Source organism: Brumicola blandensis, from assembly GCF_031846165.1.
GTDB lineage: Bacteria > Pseudomonadota > Gammaproteobacteria > Enterobacterales > Alteromonadaceae > Glaciecola > Glaciecola blandensis.
Genome location: NZ_JAVRIE010000002.1, coordinates 1 through 20,917, shown reverse-complemented (window position 1 = coordinate 20,917; position 20,917 = coordinate 1). Strand labels below are relative to the sequence as shown.

General features: G+C 42.1%; 14 protein-coding genes. 11 read left to right on the top strand and 3 right to left on the bottom strand.

The window, feature by feature from the left end; translation table 11 throughout:
* Positions 1-36 precede the first annotated feature (36 nt).
* From RM544_RS05325 to RM544_RS05300, 6 genes are all read left to right on the top strand, one after another.
* Positions 37-1,896, top strand: coding sequence for a vWA domain-containing protein (locus RM544_RS05325; protein WP_311360744.1), 1,860 nt, complete (start codon positions 37-39; stop codon positions 1,894-1,896).
* Positions 1,897-2,511: a sigma-70 family RNA polymerase sigma factor gene (locus tag RM544_RS05320; protein ID WP_311360743.1), complete on the top strand. Its 615-nt coding sequence runs from the start codon at positions 1,897-1,899 to the stop codon at positions 2,509-2,511.
* A 13-nt stretch (positions 2,512-2,524) separates the two neighbouring features.
* On the top strand, positions 2,525-3,409 hold the full coding sequence (locus tag RM544_RS05315) for a hypothetical protein (protein WP_311360742.1): 885 nt from the start codon (positions 2,525-2,527) through the stop codon (positions 3,407-3,409).
* Between the two features lie 108 nt (positions 3,410-3,517).
* Positions 3,518-3,901: an adenosylmethionine decarboxylase gene (gene speD / locus RM544_RS05310; protein ID WP_311360741.1), complete on the top strand. Its 384-nt coding sequence runs from the start codon at positions 3,518-3,520 to the stop codon at positions 3,899-3,901.
* The gene (locus RM544_RS05305; protein WP_311360740.1) at positions 3,902-5,452 is read left to right on the top strand and encodes a polyamine aminopropyltransferase; all 1,551 of its coding nucleotides are present in this window, start codon (positions 3,902-3,904) and stop codon (positions 5,450-5,452) included.
* 134 nt (positions 5,453-5,586) lie between these two features.
* Positions 5,587-6,813: an EAL and HDOD domain-containing protein gene (locus RM544_RS05300; RefSeq protein WP_311360739.1), complete on the top strand. Its 1,227-nt coding sequence runs from the start codon at positions 5,587-5,589 to the stop codon at positions 6,811-6,813.
* Positions 6,814-6,847: 34 nt separating this feature from the next.
* Here RM544_RS05300 and RM544_RS05295 read toward each other — a convergent pair whose 3' ends face one another.
* Positions 6,848-7,303 carry a YciI family protein gene (locus RM544_RS05295; RefSeq protein ID WP_311360738.1) on the bottom strand — a complete coding sequence of 152 codons (456 nt, stop codon included), beginning with the start codon at positions 7,301-7,303 and terminating at the stop codon, positions 6,848-6,850.
* A 254-nt stretch (positions 7,304-7,557) separates the two neighbouring features.
* Here RM544_RS05295 and imuA point away from each other — a divergent pair, with 254 nt between their 5' ends.
* The 3 genes from imuA to RM544_RS05280 are packed head-to-tail and all read left to right on the top strand — an operon-like array spanning position 7,558 to position 12,832.
* A complete protein-coding gene (imuA, locus tag RM544_RS05290; protein ID WP_311360737.1) occupies positions 7,558-8,247 on the top strand; it encodes a translesion DNA synthesis-associated protein ImuA in 690 nt (229 codons plus the stop codon).
* Between the two features lie 18 nt (positions 8,248-8,265).
* Positions 8,266-9,729 (top strand): Y-family DNA polymerase, encoded by a 1,464-nt coding sequence (locus RM544_RS05285; protein ID WP_311360736.1) that lies wholly within the window; start codon positions 8,266-8,268, stop codon positions 9,727-9,729.
* Entirely contained in the window at positions 9,713-12,832 is a 3,120-nt protein-coding gene (locus tag RM544_RS05280) for an error-prone DNA polymerase (protein ID WP_311361331.1), read from the top strand. Before RM544_RS05285 ends, RM544_RS05280 begins: the two co-directional genes overlap by 17 nt.
* Here RM544_RS05280 and RM544_RS05275 read toward each other — a convergent pair.
* Positions 12,816-15,029, bottom strand: coding sequence for a winged helix-turn-helix domain-containing protein (locus RM544_RS05275; RefSeq protein ID WP_311360735.1), 2,214 nt, complete (start codon positions 15,027-15,029; stop codon positions 12,816-12,818). The genes RM544_RS05280 and RM544_RS05275 overlap by 17 nt on opposite strands.
* A gap of 1,194 nt (positions 15,030-16,223) precedes the next feature.
* Between RM544_RS05275 and RM544_RS05270 the strand changes: the two genes are divergently transcribed.
* Positions 16,224-17,585 (top strand): hypothetical protein, encoded by a 1,362-nt coding sequence (locus tag RM544_RS05270; RefSeq protein WP_311360734.1) that lies wholly within the window; start codon positions 16,224-16,226, stop codon positions 17,583-17,585.
* Entirely contained in the window at positions 17,582-19,612 is a 2,031-nt protein-coding gene (locus tag RM544_RS05265) for a DUF3857 domain-containing transglutaminase family protein (RefSeq protein WP_311360733.1), read from the top strand. The genes RM544_RS05270 and RM544_RS05265 overlap by 4 nt, the downstream gene beginning before the upstream one ends.
* 47 nt (positions 19,613-19,659) lie before the next feature.
* Here RM544_RS05265 and RM544_RS05260 read toward each other — a convergent pair whose 3' ends face one another.
* Positions 19,660-20,571 (bottom strand): alpha/beta hydrolase, encoded by a 912-nt coding sequence (locus tag RM544_RS05260; RefSeq protein WP_311360732.1) that lies wholly within the window; start codon positions 20,569-20,571, stop codon positions 19,660-19,662.
* Positions 20,572-20,917: the final 346 nt, after the last annotated feature.

Genomic DNA, 20,917 nt, shown 5'->3' with positions numbered 1-20,917 from the left:
TGGATTGTGAATTAAGCTAACCAAAGGATGACTATCATGACTAAACAACACCGACTGCTAAATACACAGAAGAATCTAGCTAGCATTAATCAAACAAGACCTTATCCTGTGCGCTTTAAACGAAGCGTTCTGGTAGCGGCTACCAGCGCAGCAATCGTATTTTTGAGCGCTTGTGCAGCACCTGAAGACAAGTCTACTCAGCAAATTCAGGAAAAAGAACAAGCGGCTAAAGCTGAACAAACAGCGCGCGCACATGAACAAAAACAAAAGGCATTAAGAGCTGAGGCAAACAGAACCCGAGATATCGCTTCGATCATGCGCTCCGCACCGCAGCAAGAACAAGCGTTCATGAAAATGGTTTCTCGCCCAATGCCACCAGAGTTTGATAAAGATGTGCAATGGCAGGCAACACCAAGCAATGGTGAGAAGTATGAGTCGCCCGAAATTAACGAGGTGAAGATAAGTGCATTGGAGCCAGTCTCAACCTTTTCTATCGACGTTGATACTGGCAGCTATACGAACACAAGACGCATGTTAAATCAGGGCTATTTGCCACCGGCTGACGCGGTAAGAATTGAAGAGTTCATCAACTATTTCGACTATCAATATGAGGCTCCTCAGACAATCGATACGCCGTTTAGTGTTAACACAGCAGTTTCTGAAGCGCCATGGGATAGCGAGCGCCACATTCTCAGAATTGCGCTAAAGGGCTATCAAGCCGAACTGAGTGAATCGAAAGGCAGCAACTTAGTATTTCTACTTGATGTTTCTGGCTCAATGAACCAAACAAACAAGTTACCACTGTTAAAGCGCTCTCTCACCATGTTGACCAATCAACTTAACAGTAAAGATAAAGTGTCTATTGTTGTCTACGCCGGCGCATCAGGCGTGGTGCTCGAGCCAACTGATGGCAATAACAAGCTAGCGATTCAACAAGCACTGGATAAACTCAGTGCTGGCGGTTCAACCAACGGTGCAGCAGGCATAGAACAAGCCTATCAATTAGCAGAGAAAGCCTTTATTAAAGGGGGGGTGAATAGAGTTATCCTGGCAACTGATGGCGACTTTAATGTTGGCACTGTTAACCACGATGCACTCTTGAACCTAATCAAACAGAAGAAGCAAAAAGGCATTGCCCTAACCACCCTTGGTTTTGGCCAAGGTAACTATAACGACCATTTAATGGAGCAGTTGGCAGACGCCGGAAATGGTAATTATGCTTATATTGATACAATTAACGAAGCACGCAAAGTCCTAGTTGACGAGCTACAATCGACCATGCAGATGATCGCGAAAGATGTCAAAATTCAGGTTGAATTCAACCCAGACAATGTGGCGGAATATCGTCTGATTGGTTATGAAAACCGCCAACTTGCTAACGAAGATTTTAATAATGATAAAGTGGATGCGGGTGATATTGGCGCTGGCCATAAAGTGACGGCGCTGTACGAAATTACCTTGAGCGATAGCAAACATAAATTCAACGATGAACGCCGCTATACCAACTCGGAGTCAAGTCTGAAAAAAGCGACTGAATCAGATAACACCGCCGACGAATTAGCATATGTTAAGCTACGATATAAACCAACTGATTCTGATACTAGCCAATTAATTGATACGATAGTGAAAAAGCGGGATATAAAAACATTCGCCCAGCAAAGTAATGATTTTAAGTTTGCAAGCGCAGTCGCGAGCTTTGCTCAGCGCTTAAAGAACAGTAAATACGCAGCGAACATCGACTATCAGTGGATTACCCAAACTGCCTTGCAGACAAAAGGCAAAGATGAGTTTGGCTACCGTAGTGAGTTCATTCAGTTAGTGCGAAATGCAGAGCAACTAAGTGCCCGAGATGTCGTTAGTGCGGATAGTGAACGACTTAGCCAAATGAGGAAGTGAGTGGACGAACTCTCAGATGAATTGTTGATGAAGCGTTATGCAAATGGTGATTTTGCAGCCTTCGAGACTTTATATAAGCGTAACAAGGGCGGTGTGTATCGCTACTTGTTGCGCCAATTAAAACAACAGAATTTGGCTGAAGAGCTATTTCAAGAAGTGTGGAGTGCGGTCATTGATAGCGCTTCAAACTACCAACAGAGTGCTAAGTTTACGACGTGGCTATACCGCATCGCACGCAACAAAGTCATCGATCAACATCGACATTTAAAAGTGGTCAGTACTGTGATGGCTGACCACGATCAAGTTGAAATTGAGGATTCGTCTCAAGATGCTCAAGATAGAAATGATCCACCCAATAGTACTTCGGTTCAAAATGACACTCCTCAACAAGCGCATGAACGAGCTATTCAAGCTGAAGCAATCACACATTGTTTAGAGAAATTGCCAAAGCATCAATTAGACTCGTTTTTACTCAGAGAAGAATCTGGCTTATCACTCAATGATATTGCTCAAATTCTTGATGTAGGACTAGAGGCTGCTAAAAGTCGCTTAAAAACAGCATACAAGAATTTACGTTCTTGCTTAAACCAGCGCGATATTAGGCTTAAACCATAAGGAGCTTCGGAACATGAGTCAGACACCACCAAACGACAAACCCATGAATGAAGATGAAGCATGGGTAAGCAAACAGTATCAAAAAGCGATGCGTGAACAACAAGTAAGCGAAAGTCAGTCTTCGCCTAGTGTTGCTATTGATGACGCTATTTTGGCAAAAGCAAAGCAGGCCAATATAATGCAAGGAGTGACACAACAAGGCGGTACAAAACAAACAAGCACTCAGAAAAAGCCATATTCTTGGCTGCGTTGGCAATACGGCGGTTCCGTGGCAGCCTCTGTGCTTATATTGGTATTTATTTATATTGGCCAGCATGAAAATATGCCCGAACAGGCGGTATTATCAAACCCTACAAGCCTAAGTTCATTGATAGACACTCAAGAAGAATTACTTGCACCCTCACCTATGCAAACGAGAAATTCTGAAAGCAAACCAATGGAGCTGGTTGCTAACGAAATGGATAGCCTTTCCTCTGGAATGGAAGCACCAATAGAGCTGAGCTTAACAGCGCAAGCGAAAGCTGTATTTACGAAAATGCAAAGTATCAGGCAGGCCGATGAAATTGCAGCTCGAAGCGCCATGGCCATGCAAGCTCGCGCGAAAAAAGAAAACCAAAGGCGCCTTGTTGAAAAAGAAAAAGTCAGCCTGAAAGACAGTGCGGAAAACCAGGAAACGAGTAGCAAGCAAGATGCCAGTGAAGTACCTCAGAAAGTGGCAAACGCTGAAAGTCAGACGCAAGCAAATACAAAAAAACCAGACAGTTACATCGAGTTACAAGTAACCTTGTTCAATATCTTACAAAAACAAAAGTTAACAGAAGAAGACTGGCGCTTGCCTGAAAAATACAAAACAGGATTAACAGAGAAGCAAATCGCAATACTGCTCAAAGAGGAATAAAGAGCCTGGAAGACTGCGACCATTCATCGACTTTTTATGATTGCGCCACCGTCTCGAATGCCATATTCTTAGGCCCAAGAAAAGCAGCGTGACTGACAAGGAGTTTAGATGTCTCAGCCCAACTTCGCACCGGGCAAACATGTGCTATTGGATTTTTATAAAGCGTCACACCTTTGCGATGCTGACTTTATAAAAACAGCATTACAGAGCGCTGCCAACGCATGCGGCGCAACTGTTTTGAACATACAAGTGCACAGCTTTGGTGAAGGCCAAGGGATCACTGGCGTTGCACTTCTCGCTGAGTCCCATATCAGTATTCATACTTGGCCCGAAACGCATTTTGCAGCCATTGATATTTTCATGTGTGGTGATTGCGATCCCGAGCAAGCTATCACTCCCCTAGAAAAAAGCTTTAAACCGCAAAAAATCGATAAACAAGTGTACTCGCGAGGCGGCCAAAGTGATGCTGGTTTGCGACGAAAGATCGCTTAAATGAGTGAGCCTATTCCGCCTTCGGATGAAACACAAAAGCAAGCTTTAGCTCTGACCTACGCAGCCTTTGTCGCGGGTTTATGCTCGATAGTCTATGAGTTACTTATCGCTACCACTGTCTCCTACTTTTTGGGTGACAGCGTGCGGTACTTTTCCTTAACTATTGGTATGTATATGGCAGCAATGGGCGCGGGCTCATACTGCTCTAAGTACATCGGCGAAAATCTTATTTCGCGGTTCTTACAATTCGAAATTGCCTTGGCGGCGCTCGGCGGTCTAAGTATCCCCTTGTTATATTTAAGTTATATTCACGAGAGTCTGTTTATTCCAACTTATGTGTTGCTTACTTGTGCCATAGGCTTTTTGATTGGTTTAGAGATCCCCTTTCTCACTCGTTTAATGGAATCTTTTAAGGCCTTAAAAAGCAATATCGCCAATATTCTTACGTTCGACTATATTGGTGCCTTAATTGCCACTATCGCCTTTCCTTTCTTCTTATTGCCGGTACTAGGTAATTATCAATCTTCCTTAGTTTTAGGCCTAATTAACTTGAGCATCATTGCTGTCCTCATGCGGTATTTTGGTAACAGTCTAGGAACAGCAAAGAGGCAGATCGTCACTTGGCTGATTGTGATTGCTGTAGTGCTAAGTGCCGGTGTTGTTTTTACGAGCCAAGCCCTATATGAATGGGACCAAGCCTTATTCGATGACCGAATTGTGCACGCTGAGCAAAGCCGCTATCAAAAGATCATTCTAACTAAAAACGAAGATGATATTCGTCTCTATCTGAACGGCAATATCCAGTTCTCATCTCGCGATGAGTATCGCTATCATGAATCTCTTATTTCTTATCCTTTAGCCTATAAACAAGGCCCAGTGAAAAGAGTCCTATTACTTGGAGCGGGTGACGGCTTAGCGGTGAAGCAATTACTAAGATACCCTGAGATAGAGGCTATCGTATTAGTTGATTTGGACGAGCGCGTAGTTGAACTAGCGCGCACAAACCCACATTTACTCACACATAATGAGGGTAGTTTAGACGATCCTAAATTATCAATTGTGTTTGCCGATGCCTTTACGTATTTGATGGAAAACCAAGTACCGTTCGACTTAATCATTAGCGACCTACCCGACCCTAATAATATTGAACTTGCACGTCTATATACCAAGCAGTTCTATCAGGCCATGCGTACAAACTTAGCGCCCAAAGGCATATTCGTAACGCAATCCACCAGCCCTTATTTCGCGACCAAAGCATTTTGGAGCATTCATAACACCGTTGAGGCCAGCGGCTTTACTCACGTCGTACCTTATCGCGCTGATGTCCCCTCATTTGGAGATTGGGGCTTTATCATGGCCAGCGATACTGAATTATCCACCTTACGTGAGAACGCCATTTTACCCTCAAACGAGTTTTTGAACATAAAGATGCTCGATGCCATGCGCGTTTTTGCAAAGGACCAAGCGCATGCCGACGTAGAAGTAAATAACATCCATAACCCGGTGTTAATCAGCTACTATTTGGAAGGTTGGCAACGCTTTGGATACTAGCTTTTGATAAAGCGTATTATATGCCTGAACGCCGCTTAAATAAGCAGCTCAATCACAATTAAGCCTCATAGTATTAACAACACAACCGATATGTGTATACTAGATTTCTTCTTTTACACCTTGATAGGCCATTGATGTTTGCATATGTAGCACGACAAGCGATTTACGACACGAAGAAAAACGTGTTTGGCTATGAATTATTATTCCGCGATGGTGTAAAAAACTGTTTCCCTGATATCTCTCCAGACGAAGCCACAAGCAACATGCTAGCCGCCAGTCACTTGTCTATCGGCGTAGAAAGCATCACTTTCAACAAAGCCGCATTTATCAACTTCCATACCGACACTATTATTTATCGATTTCCGTCTACGCTAGACCCCAAAAATGTCGTTATTGAAATTGTTGAAACGGTCGATGTCAGCCCTGAATTAGTGAAGGCTTGCGAACAAATCCATGAAATGGGTTATAAAATTGCGCTAGATGACTATGACTTTAGTGCTCATTGGCAGCCACTCATGCCCTTCATATCGTATATCAAACTGGAAGTTGAAGCGGTTGACCTAACAAATCCAAGTGTCGTTGACCAAATAGACGCCTTTAAGAAACAAGGTAAAATATTAGTAGCTGAAAGAGTCGAAACTCATGAAGAGTTCGAACGCTTTAAAGAAGCGGGTTTTCACTATTTTCAAGGCTATTTTTTATCTAAACCAGAAGTGGTAAAGCATAAAAATATCGATATCTCGATGACCTCTGTTGTCGAACTTTTACGCATTAGCGTAGCAACGACCTTAGATGTACAGAAGGTCACTGAAGTATTTGAAAAAGATGTGGGGCTTACATTTAAGCTAATGCGCTTTATTAACAACCCCAGTGTGAATAAGCGCAACAAGATTGAGTCATTGTCTCATGCTCTAAAGTACTTAGGTCATGTCGAACTGAAAAAGTTTATTGCCTTGCTAACACTTGCCAATTTAAAAGGTAATAAGCCAGAAGACTTATTAGTTTCAAGCTTAACCCGAGCACAATTCTGTAAGTTAGTGTCATCTAAAATGGGCATTGCTGAAGATCCGCCAAATAGTTTTATATTGGGCTTGTTCTCACGAACAGACGCATTACTCGATATGCCTATTGAACAAGTTTTAGAGAAGCTACCTTTCACTGAAGTCATCAAAAATGTACTGTGTAAAAAAGAGCAAGAGGATGAACTCGCCCAGCAATATCAATTGTGCGTCGCGTTTGAGACTGCAGATTGGGCTAAAATTGAAGCTTTCGCTGAAAGAATTAATTCACCCATGGAAGATCTTTTTCAGATGTACTATCAAGCGACTACTTGGGCGAATGAAATGAAGAGTAGTTTGTAATAAACATCAAACTACTCTTCATAGGCATGCCTGTTTACATTGCCGTTTTTTGCAGTTTCTTGTGTTGTTCATTCACCAACATCAAAGCCGCTGAGCTGTATATTTTGTATAGCTCATAATTGAAAATGCCCGCTTTTACTGCAGGGTCGGTTTTCACCCAGGTTTCAGCCGTTTCTAAACTATCGGTATTAAAGATGAATAAGCCTCGTTTTGGCCTCGCCTCAACAAAAGGGCCAGCGACAACCAGCTTCTTTTCTTCTGCTAACTGACTCATATTGGCAAAATGGCCAGCAAATGCTTTGTCTCTTTCCGCTTTATCTTCAACTGTTTTATCGCCGGTCACTAACAACACCATGACATAAGATTTCATGCCGTAGTCATCCGCTCCCACCGAGGCTGCGAGCTCTTCATCGTATTCCGCATAGCTGTTTACACTCATGCATAAACTAAGCATTAATACATAGTACATTTTTTTGAGTCTGTTTTTCATCGCGACGCCGCTCCTAAGTTAAGTCCTTGAACTCAATAAAATAGTGAGCAAAGGTGTAAAACTACAGTACATAAGAGCCCTATAAAATACAAATTCAAAATGCACAGACATCAAAAATAAAAACATAATCTAATCATTAACTTGTGCTTTTTGTTCTCGCCTGTAGCGGCATTGTAAAACAATTCCTTGATCAAAAAACATAAGCATTTATACTGTATAAATATACATATAAGCTAATTATGATTAGGTGCTAGATGAAATCTCTGCTACATGATTTACAGAAAAAACAACTTGTGTGGACAGCGGCCAAACTAGATCAACAACAGGAGCGTGTTGCTACAGGTTATCAAAAGCTCGACGAAGCACTCAATGGTGGATTTCCACAATCAGGACTAGTGCACATTGCTTCTATTCTAGGCTGTGGCGAAATGCGTTTAGTCGTACCAGCGCTACTTAACATGCACGAAGACAAGCGCCTATGTGCCTTCATTGCTCCACCTCATTTATTAAATGCCGAGTTCCTTCTTAGCGAAGGCATCGACTTAGAACGGGTATTAATTATTCAGGCGAATAGCTCTCAAGAAGCGCTTTGGAGCGCAGAGCAATGTGCCAAAAGTGGCGCCTGTAGCGCTGTATTTGTATGGCAAAATACCTTACAACAAAGCCAAGCAAAAAAGTTAGAGCTCGCGGCTTTAAAGGGCCAGTGCTTGAACTTCTTTTTTACCAGTGGTCAGCATCAAATTGAGAATTTGCCGGTTAGCTTGTCACTTTCAATGAAGCGAGATAAGCAAATGGTTCAGGTAAAAATCAATAAACAAAAAGTGGGCTGGCCCTTGCCACCATTTACGGTGAAAGTGCCTTTCAAAGCAAAGCTCGGTTCACCTATGCGAAAGCCAATGAAAGCTCAACAACACAATGTTGTTGCACTGCATGCTAATCAATAGTTTAAGCAGTCAAACCCTATGCAGTTCGATACCTCTTCATTGTGGATATATATCTACCTCCCGAATTTACAGCTAAATGTCCAAGAAGCGGAAGGTATTCATCTGCAAGAACCAAATACACAAAGGGTGCAGCAACGCTCTCAACAAGCTCGGATTGTATATGATCCCAAACTCAATCAGGTTATTCAGCTCAATCGTGCAGCTGCTAAACTAGGCATTAAGCATGGCATGGGTTTAGCGAGTGCAAGTCTACTTTGTGCTGAGTTAGCGGTCAGTGAATACAAGCTTGAACTTGCTAAGCAAACTCTCGAAAGTTTGGCCAATGAATTGTACTTATTAACCTCTGATATCGTTATTGATGAGCCCCACGGTTTGTATTTACGTGCACAAAATATGCTGCGTTTATATGGCAGTTTAGAGCACTACTGGCAAGCGATAAAACGCAGCTTAGCGCAACACTCATTCGACGTTTATTATGCTAGCGCTTATTCTGTAAATGTAGCAAAACTCATTGCGAAACATCGTCGCCGATTCATGAGTGATAACAAAACCTCCATTGCGCAAGAACTCAAGCAATGTACGCTTTCTATGAGTGATATTGATCGTAAAGATATTGAAAAGCTACAACGTGTCGGCGTAAAAACAATTGATGACTTATTATCACATCCCTCATCAGAGCTTGCTACTCGGGTATCTAAATTGAGTCTACACCTAATTGCTGAGCTACGCGGAGAAGCGCCGGCAAAACTTCGTTTTTACCAACCACCCGAGCATTATCAACAATACCTAGAGCTTCTTTACGACATTGAGCTTGTGGATAAACTTCTTCCTGTGCTTGAGCGTTGTTTGCAAACACTTGAATCATATTTGTTAGTACGTAACGCATTAGCATTGAGTCTGACGATTTGCTTACATCAACGAGAACATGAGCCTATTGAACAAGTGATTAATAGTGCGCAGCCTTTGTACAAAAGCGCTCACTGGCTAGATATTATTGCCCTGCGATTTGAGAGCCTTAGCTTAAGCTCAGCAGTATATGGGATTACATTAAGCTGTCGTAAAATTGAAAAAGCCGACCTGTGTGATAGCGATTTTTTCACCCAAAAAAGCACGCATATTGCGGCAATGACTTTGCTTTCTCGCTTGCAAGCTAAACTTGGAGAAGAGCAAGTGAGCTTGCTGCACTACAGCGACGATTATCGGCCTGAGTGCAATAGTCGATACCACCAACAACAGGACAATAGAAAGCGGATAAAGGCCACTAAAATCTACTTAGACAGGCCGGGGTTTTTACTCAAAGAACCTCGCCCTTTACAAGGCAAGGCACAAATCATAGATGGCCCAGAACGCATTGTGTCAGGATGGTGGGATAAACAAGAAATACAGCGCGATTACTTTTTGGCGCAAAGCAAACAGGGACAGCAATTATGGATATTTAGAACACCCAAAGACGAGTGGTTTATTCATGGTTACTTCATCTAAAAACAAGCTACACGCGGCCTTTGCTGAACTCGTCTGCCAAACCAACTTTTCATTTTTGGAGGGTGCTTCTCACCCAGAGGAAATGGTTCGCCAAGCTTACTTTTTACAGTACAAAGCTATTGCTATCACCGATGAATGCTCAATGGCTGGCATCGTGCGCGCTTATGCTGAAATTAAACAACATCATCTACCGATTAAACTGATTGTCGGCAGTAAGTTCGTTTTCAATGGCAACATTATTGTTTTACTTTGCCCCAATAAACTCGCCTACAGTGAGTGCTGCCGTATTATCACCAACGCTCGCCGCCGTGCAGAGAAAGGCCACTATGAGCTAAGCGAATGGGACTTAAAATCGGTGAAGCACTGCCTATGTATTTGGCTTCCTAGCGGTGACAGCCAACAAGATCATGATTGGGCAAGATGGCTCAATAAGCACTACCTTGGACGTACATGGCTAGGTATAAAACGTTGGTTAACCGCAAACGAGTACGAGCACATTAGTTATTGTGAGGATATTGCAGAGCGTTTTGACTTAGATCTTGTCGCGAGCTCATGTGCTTTAATGCATGATCCAAGCAGACAAGCCTTACAACATTGCCAACACGCCATCAGAGAAGCTTGTCTCATCCAAGACTTGGGGCGTGAAGCGTTATCAAATCAGGAAGCTTGTCTAAGACCACTGCAAAAGCTAAGTAATTTATACCCGTCAGCCTGGCTCGAAACCAGTGTTAAAATTGCTGATTTGTGTCACTTTGACCTTTCTGAGTTAGCCTATCAATATCCTGCTGAAATATTACCAGCGGGCTCCACACCCGCTATTTACTTACGCGAACTAGTTGAACAGGGCATTGCAAAACGCTTTCCATCTGGAGTTAGTAAGGAGATCCGCGCCACGATTGAAAAAGAGCTCAAACTCATCAATGAACAGGCTTATGAATACTTCTTCCTCACTATTTACGACATTGTTCAATTCGCCAAAGCCAAGCATATCCTGTATCAAGGCCGCGGCTCAGCCGCAAATTCGATTGTGTGTTACTGCTTAGAAATAACAGCGGTAGATCCACGCCAAATCAGTGTGCTATTTGAACGCTTTATTTCTAAGGAACGCAATGAGCCGCCCGACATTGATGTTGACTTTGAGCACGAACGGCGTGAGGAAATCATCCAGTATATTTATCGCAAATATGGTCGAGAGCGCACCGCAATTGCCGCGACCGTGGTCTGCTATCGTTTTAAAAGCGCCTTACGAGAAGTTGGAAAAGTGATTGGTATCAACAATACCGACTTAGACTATTTTATCAAGAATGTGAATCGTCGAGATCGCGAGCTTAGCTGGCAATCTCAATTGACTGAGTTGGGTATTGATCCTGAATCCCCTAAAGGACAGCACTTCATTCATCTTGTTGAACAACTTATTGGCTTTCCTCGCCACCTTTCTCAGCACGTTGGCGGTTTTGTTATTTCCGCAGGTCCCTTGTATGAAATGGTACCCATCGAAAATGCTTCAATGGCAGAAAGGACGGTGATTCAATGGGATAAGGACGACTTAGAAACATTAAAGCTATTGAAAGTCGACGTGCTCGCGTTAGGTATGCTCACGGCTATTCGTAAGAGTTTCGACTTGATTAAACAGCATTACCAGCACACATATAGCATCCCTTTTATTACTGCACTACCGGATGATCAGCAAGTTTTTGCACAGATCCAAAAAGCCGATACTGTGGGTATTTTCCAAATTGAGTCCCGTGCCCAAATGAGCATGTTACCGCGCCTAAAACCCAAGGAGTATTACGACCTAGTAGTGCAGATTGCGATAGTACGTCCGGGTCCGATCCAAGGTGATATGGTGCATCCATATTTACTTCGTCGTGATGGAAAAGAGCAAATTGATTACCCTTCACCAGAGATCGAAAAGGTACTGAAACGCACTATGGGCGTGCCTATTTTTCAAGAACAAGTCATACAATTGGCAATGGTTGCTGCGGGTTTTTCAGGTGGCGAAGCTGACGGTTTGCGCAGAGCAATGGCGAGCTGGAAGAAAAACGGCGACTTATATAAATTTAAACAAAAGCTTACTGACGGCATGACCGAACGAGGTTATAGCCACGACTATGCGCTAAGGCTATTTGAACAAATTTGCGGTTTTGGTGAGTATGGTTTTCCTGAATCTCATTCGGCTTCGTTTGCAGTCTTAGCGTATGTGTCTGCATGGTTAAAGCATTACTATCCCGAAGCATTCTATGTCGGTTTACTGAATAGCTTACCGATGGGCTTCTATTCACCCTCGCAAATCATTCAAGATGCCAAACAGCATGGTGTGAGTACACTGAATTTTTGCGTAAATGCATCAGACTACGATCATGCTTTGCAAACCAAGCATGAACAAAGCCAATCGCTAAGCATTCGCATGGGATTACGCTTAGTAAAAGGCTTGAAGAAAGACTCTGTTGACTATTTAATTAAGCAGCGACCAGAAACAGGTTATCAAAGTATTGCGGAAGTACGTCAACTTGGGCTGCCCTCATCTTGTTTACAAGCCCTAGCCAGTGCAAATGCGTTTGCGCAAATAGCAAACGATCGCTATCAAGCACGTTGGCAACTGATGGACTCGATCCAAGAACTGCCTTTGTTTGCTAACAGCGTAGATGAAATACCACAGCCAAGCTACATTAAACAGCCATCACTATTTGATAACCTAATAGAAGACTTTGCGAGTACAGGTTTATCACTTGAACACCATCCCATGGCCTTATTGCATCAAGCAGCATTATTACCAAGGTTTACCCCTGCGAATCACTTAGTCGACATTCCACACCAGTCATTTATTAGCATTATTGGTGTGGTTACTGGAAAACAAAGTCCGGGCACAGCCGCGGGTGTCACATTCATCACGCTTGAAGATCATACTGGAAATATCAATGTGATTGTTTGGCAATCATCAGCTCGCGCACAAAAGCAGGCCTATATGAATGCCAAGATACTACAAGTGAAAGGCATACTGGAAAGGGGTGATGGCGATGTAGTGCACGTTATTGCAGGTAAGCTTGTTGACCAAACTCACCTACTAGCGCAACTAGATTTAAAGTCTAGGGAGTTTCGGTAGCCACTTGTCTAACTTGCAGAGGTGCTAGGGTCAAGCCATCCACTTTCATCAAATTAGACTGATTCAGAGCTGACTCTACCAATAACATTTTTTGACCATCGGGGTGAATGTCTAAGTGAGGCAATAGCATACTCCCACTCAGGGTCCAGCTTTGTAGATTCTCTGCGGGGGCTTCTTGATTGATAGGGATACTGACCAAGATCGTCTGCTCATCCTGCTGTTCAGTAAAATACAGTATCTCATTGAGCAAACTAAAATTGTTGGTGTTATAGCGCTTAATCTCAGTGATCTTATTCTGCTCCTCTAACTGGGCAGCATTAAACACTGGCTCGGCAAACAACAAACTATCCGCTACGAAAAAGGCCTCATTTGCCTCATTAATGGCTAACCACTTTAGCTGATCTAATGGTTTAAGAAACACCAAGCCTTCGGCAATCAGTTCACTCTTGTTCGAACTCATATCGTGAGCATATATCTTGTTCACCCATTGTGCAGGCTCAGTACTATTCGTGCTCGCTGCAGTAGTAGCGGCGGTTCGATAATAGACTTTTTGACTATCAAGAGACCAAACGGGATTGCTAGGATTGGCTTCTGGCACATTCAAGAAACGTAGCGTGTTGTTTTTCACACTGTATGCAAATAGTCTGCGGTCTAGCTCACCAATGAACGACTGCTCGTCTGGGCTCAAAACCATGGATTCAATAGAGTCTGATTGCGGCAGATTAAAAACTGCTTTTGATTCGCCTTGATTCAAATACTGGTTGAGCTGTAACTTGTCTTCACTCAAGGATAAGAAATACACACCTTCGCCTTGATTAAAGTAACTTGGAAAGAAATCAACGCTAGCGTTAGCAAACTGCGCCGTGCTCATATAGTCAATACTTTGAAACACTGCTGGCCTTTCAATAACATCCACACTTCGCTGCCCTAACTCTTGCACAACAAAACAGTATTCAGCGCATTGACTGATCACTTTGTTAATTGGTTTCGGTAGGCCAGTCCATTCATAAAGACGCTGCTTTTGGATATGTAAATTGAGAAGCGTATTTGAATTGCTGGCGATGCTGACACTTTCGCCCTCAGGTGACCATACAAAGCTACTCGCCGGGCTTGGTAAAGTTTTGGTAACGACTACTTCGCCCACTTCTTGGTTAAGAATAACCATTACAGCGCTATTTGTATGATTTGCCAAAACACCCAACATACGTCCGTCTGCTGATTCCTTGGCCGCTACGACTCTCGCCTCTGCGGAGATTGGCAAGGTGACGATGCGAGATGATTTAGTCGCCAAATCATATTTTATCAAGCCGTAACTCGCATTGCCGTCTTCAGCTTTGGCCTGACCATATAAATAGAGTGACTTGCCATTGTTAGCATAAGACAAAGCTGCAATGTTTTGAGTTAACAAGGCTGGGTCCAAAGCCAAAGTTTGCGAAGAAACTAGGTTTAACTTATCGTCCAAATCAAATAATACGATCGATTCACCACTTTCATCGGTTCTGGTAACAATCGCCTGGCGGCCATCCGCTGACAAAATGCCATTGGTGAAGTCGGCATCCGCCCACGTGAGTCGTTTAGCCGCCCCTTGCCCCAACTCTTTGGCAAAAACCTGTAAATATGACTCATTATTCCCTTGGTGTGAAAACAGGAGTCGATCATTTTTTGATAAGTAAGGACTTACTTCACTACCTTTAATTTGTGTAATAAGTGAGCTTGTGACTTCGCGTTTTGGTGTTAGATCCTTACTTTGAAATGACCCAAATTGAGATTGAATAAGTAAAGTAAGGGCAATGACTAGGACGGCACCAAAAGCATAGAAAACATATTTTGATCGCCACCAATCACCCTGGTGAAAATTGATTTCAACAGGCATTATGAACAAGTAGCCTTTCAAAGGAACCGTTTTTAGGAACTTCGGTGCACGTGCGTTATCACCCAGTGCAATGCGCAGCTTTTTCACTAAGGCTCGAATTGCATCATCACTTGCGGTCTTGCCAGACCACACCTCAGCAACAATTTCTTCGCGTGAAACGATGTGCTCTTTATGTCTGATCAGCAATAATAGAAAAGTGAATACTTGAGGTTCTAATTTGACTGGCTCACCTTTGAAGGTGACATTGCCACTAGGGGTTTGGATCACGAAATTATCAAAGGTGATTTCGCTTTCACCAAAATATTGCAGCAGGGAATCTTGCACTTAGCTTCCTATATGACTTTTTGTGAACGGCTGAAGGCCGCTTATTTACTTATCTTAGGACAGACAAGAAAACTCATGTTCACTATTTAGGCTATCGACTATATCACCAATTTAGATGAACGTGTATGCTTCACCGCTTATTTTTTACTCACCCTTTTTCATGTAAAGGTCGCACATTTACTCTTTAATTTCATCCGTTCGTAGCCATCTTTATTCGCTACTTTCGCCCTCGATGAAGAAATTTTACTTCTTGATGATGCCATGTGACCTTGCGTTTGCAAAATCGGACAATATGTTCACATTGCAATTTCACAAACAGTCTGCAGTTAAAAAGGTGTCAGTTCAAACAAGGCAAAAACCGATAAAAACTCTCCCGAACCTGACAAATGCGAAAATATGTCAGGGGTAAACTAAACGTCAACTCGCAAATGCAAAATAGGTTCTATGGATTGATATGGAAGTTAAAAAAATATAAGTGTGATTAACTCTGCTCTCGTTTTGTCATTTTTACTTTCAAAAATATCGGATAATTTATGATTAATTTGAACGCCCTCATTGGAGATGTTTTGTGTCGCTCATAAAAGATACGCATAACTGAAAATTAAAAATTTCGCATAACCGACAATTTTTCACTCTTAACGTTTTCTGATCTCAATTTTTATAAGAATAAAGCCAAACCCTCAGATCATAATGATGGATCGAATTCTCTCGATTTTGAGCTCAATTTCAATCTGGTTGGTCTTAAGAAATTCGCTACATATAATAAATCAAAGAGCACTAAAATGACGAATAAAGCTGAATTTTTTAAAGTTACGCAAAACCAAAAAAAGAACAGATTCATTGTCTCATCATGAATTGGACTATTTTCTTAACTAGTATGATGAGAATTTTATTCTCCAACAATTACATTAACTTAAACCACCCCAGTAAGCACTTACAAACCATAATTAAAATGATGAAAATATAAGAACAGAAAAGCGTTAGTTTATTGCTCGAACTGGCCGCCTGAGTTGTGATGTCATGGCTAGCAGAACTTATCTTAGGCAGGCTATTTATGCCGTATTTAATGTACCGAGTAGACTAGATGATGATACACACGAGAAATGGCATGCTATTAATCTTTGACATTATATAGTATCTTCAAAAGTCGTTTAAATATTGAGTTGTACAGGGATGACGTCTTACAGCAAAATCATGAAGGACAAAGCTTCTTCACTTACTAAGCAATTATTTCTATTAGGCACATTGTCTATTCTTGGTGCATGCGGGTCAACTCAGCCTTCTAATCAACAAGCCGTTGCCGTTAGTAACGCATCATCACCAACAGAAGCTCGCCAATCAGCATCAAGTATTGATTCTCAAGCAGTGAGCATGCTGATTCAAATATCTGCTTCATTAGCAAGGAAAAATCAGCAGCCTGATGTATGGCGAAAAGATATTAGTAATTATGAATCACAAAAAGTGGCAAGAGCGACATCGAAGTATGTCGACTTATCTGACCGAGTTCACACAATCTCAGATGCAAACAAATGCAGCACTCGGCATTTAAGAATTATCAAACAAGCCATGGTTTACCACCCTAGCAGCCTACCCATGTTATCTGTTTTGTTGGATTGTGCTAATCAATACGACATGGTTGACGCTCAAAACTCAATCGCCGACAGTATTGTATCAATTAGCAGTGAACTCATAGGAAGCAGTCAGAATGGTTTTTCTGACAACACACCGCTGAAAGTCCGTGAAGTCTATGAAGCGGAGTATTTGTTGGATTTAGCGGGTATTGATCTATTTGATACAGAAATGGTGGTCGAAAAAGATCGCATTCTTATCATGCACCATGGCATCGACTCTGTCACAAACCAATATTCATTAACCTATGCAGATCAAACAGACTTCTTTATATCCTCAATCAAAGCCACTCTGAGCGACAGTGAATTAACTTACTTTGATGATATCTCCTCAATCATTGATATTAAGAAACAAGCACTTTTATCTTCGCAACATTATGCGGTACAAATTGATAGTTACCGGAACATGCTGTTCGATGGAGAGTACGAAGAACTCCTTGAAACCATTAACACCAGACAGCAAGACACTCCCTTAGCGTTGGCATTTCGTGCGCAGGCACACATGGCATTAGGTACGTTCGATGCTCAAGTTAATGTACAGGATGACCTTGTCTACTATGCAGAGTTAGGTATTCCAGAATTACAATCTGTGGCAAGCCAAGCGCTACTTAGAATGGACGTTGAAGGTAATGTAGGCATTGTCAGTCAAGCCTTTATGCGAACCGTTGATAAAATTGGCTTGGAGAATGCCAGCTATCTTTGGGTTCGCACCTTTTTAGCGGATTCAGAATTCAATCTTTACTTAGACCTCTTGGCGAAACAACTTGATACTCATGTTGTTGACGCTTGGAAGCTATCACTCACGAATTTTGCTGGCACGCGACCACTATTATCAAGCTCGTTACGAAAGCGAATAAAGGATTTTTACACTGTATTGCAAGCGCATCAGGCTAGCGATATCGCAATGCAAGGGACACCACAAAAGTGAACACAAAAACAATGATTAACACCTACAAACTACTTTTTGCCAATATACTTGGCTTCTTCGTTATAACTTCATTCTCAGCCAGCGCGCAAGTAATCGAATCCAATAGCTTCCAGTATGAAATAGATGAAACACCAGCTTGGGTAGAAGTTCGCGCCAAGAGGAGTTATGAAGTAGATGCAGGCTTTGGCATAAACTATCAGTTATTAGATTCACAGTTTCTCGTACAAGGCGACGTTCGCCAAAGTTACCGACGCACAGTACATACAATTAGTTCAGAACAGGGCTTGCAAGATGGCGCTCGCTTAGAGGTTAGTTTCAGCCCTGATTTTCAAAATTTAATCTTCCATGACATCACGCTCACGCGGAATGGCCAAGAGCAAAGTATTATTCAATCTGCCGATATTCGTTTGATCCAACCTGAAAGCGAATTAAATATGGGCTTAATAACCGGTCAAGTGACTGCCTTAGTATTACTTTCAGACGTGCGGGTCGGTGATCAAATCGATTACTCGTTTACCATAGACGGTGTTAATACAATCTTTGGCGACAAAGCCTTTACCGGCTACACAACAACTTGGCAGGTGCCTGTCAATGATAGTTATATAACAGTGTTGTCAGATCAGAAGATGCAATACCGAATGGAAAATACGCCAGGGGAAATTCAGGTTAAGCAAATGGATTCGGGATTAACGCGCTACGATTGGACATACCAAGATGTACCTGAGGTAGCGGGTGAAGACAACTATCCATATTGGCATAACCCCTATGGATTTATTGAATTCACCTCTTATCAATCATGGGCAGAAGTAGTTAACTGGGCAACTGAGCTATTTCCATACAGCGATGAATTGTCACCGCAAATCCACGCTAAAAACCAAGAATGGTTAGATAGCAGCGAAAATAAAAAAGATTACATTAATAAGGTGATTGAATTTGCCCAAAATGATATCCGTTACTTAGGACTTGAGCTTGGACAAAATAGCCATAAACCGCATAGTCCAATTGAAGTATTCGATAGACGCTTTGGTGACTGTAAAGATAAGGCACTTCTGATTGCTGCCTTACTTCAAGATGCAGGAATTGAGGCTCATGCCGCTTTAATTTCAACAAACCAACGCAAAAAACTGCTCGATGTTTTACCTAGTCCAGGGCAGTTTAACCATGTAGTTACGCGCTTTATTTACGATGGGAAAGAATACTGGATCGATGGCACTAAATCATTTCAGTTGACTGATTTGGACAACAAGAGTATCAATAATTTTCAATATGGCTTGTTGATCAAAGACGACGAGACAAGTTTAGTACCGGTTACGCCGCCGACTCAACATGCTAGAGATGTAACCTTAAACGAACGTTTTGATTACAGCGATAAAACGAGCGATGTGAAAGTGCAAATTGACATAGTCTATACGGGTGCTGAAGCCGAGAGGATGCGAGAATATATCGCCAGTGCCGGTATGAAAGTGTTCCAATCGGAACTATATAACTATTATTTAAGAACCTACCCAACGCTGGTAGAAGAAAGTGATCTCACTAAGTCAGATTCTTATGTAGACAATCGCCTGACTTTCAGTAGTACTTACCTCATGCCGAATCCATTTATTAGTACTGAAGAGACCATCGTCTTTCCCCTATACGGTACCAATGTAAGCTCTTATGTGGAACTTCCTGCTGTTAAGGAGCGTAAGATGCCGATGGCTTTATATGAAGGATTCACCTCGGAACACAATATTGATATTAAGCTACCTTTTTCGATCGGTTGGGAGCTTGAAGATAAAGATCTGACCATTGAAGATAAGGGCATAAGCTATCAACGGAATATTGTTGCTGAGCCAAGCGCCATTAGTGTGTCACATAAATACGCTACAAAATCAGACCACATTGCTGCCGATGATACAAAAGAGCATATTGCTAATATTCGTGATATTAGAGATGCGCTTTACTATTCAGTTGCAGTGCCCAATAAATCGAACTCCGTAAGCAAGTCCTTGCAACAACGCCTTCGTGAGGCATTAGGCAAAAACTAAAATGGGTGCAGAGTTAATTTATTGTTGGTTCTTGAGGCAAGCTAGGCCTAAGATTTAGGCTTAGCTTGAAATAGAAATGTCATGGGTATATGAAGACGTTTATTCCAAGACACTTCATTATGACCCGCGCCTTCATCTTTAAAGGTTAACCAGTCACTATTTGTGTACCCTTTAGTCTTCATTAGTTCGTCAACTAGCACTTGGTAAGGCTCGTAAAAACTATCTAAATCTTCAGTACCAAAATCATAATATATTTTGTGATTCCCTGCTTCCGGGAAATTGTCGCTCATATAGGCCACGATAGAGCCTCCGATACCATTGGATTGCTCGGGGACCCATCCAGGAAAATGAGTTGAGATACAGGCCGCTTTCCCAAACTCATTGGGATATTCGCTCAAGGCATACATAGAAATTAGTCCGCCCATGCTAGACCCCATCAAAGCAGTATCTTCCCTCTTTGTGCTAACTGAATATTTTGATTTTATAAATGGCTTCAGTTCTTTTACTAAAAACTGAAGGTAATTGTCTGCCATAAAATCAATCTCAAGAAAGGCCTCTGGAATGCTTTCTGAGCTATTCTTTGCATACACTTGTGCCTTTTCTGGGAAATACTCCTGGTAACGCGTGTCGTCTAAGCTATCTATGCCCACAACGATAAACGGAGGCACCTTTCCATCTTTGATGAGCTTTGAAACAACTTCGTCCACACCCCACTCTTGTTTGTTCCATGTGTTTGTCGGATCAAACAACATATGGCCATCATGCATATACAAAACAGGGTACTTTTTCTCTACCGTATAACCATCAGGTAACCAAACGTGTACATTTCTTGGTGCGATAAACTCGGATTCAAAGTTTTCAATTGTATGAATGCTACCCTCACTGATTACTTTAGGGATTGGTCGTGCAGCCGCACATAGCATCAAAACAGTGATGCAAGGAAGTAATTTATATTTCATCGTCAAAGTTCCTTTTACCTATATTCAACTAAGCTTCTGCCTATTTACATAAAAAAGCCAGCACTACGAAGGTGAATTCGTATGTAATGCGTTAAAACATTGTAAGAAGGCACTCAACAAAAACACCCTAAAAAAGGGGTCAGTAAAAAAGGGGTCAGAGTGAATTAAAAAGGGGGTCAGAGTGAATTTATTTTTCTGGCTTTGAGTAGGCGCTCACCAATATAAACCTTCAAACGGCAGGGATGCCGTTTGGGAGCGGGCAGGATGCCAACAAGCGTGTTTATATTGGTGAGGGCCTGCTCAACGCTAAATGATAAATAATTCACTCTGACCCCCTTTTTAATTC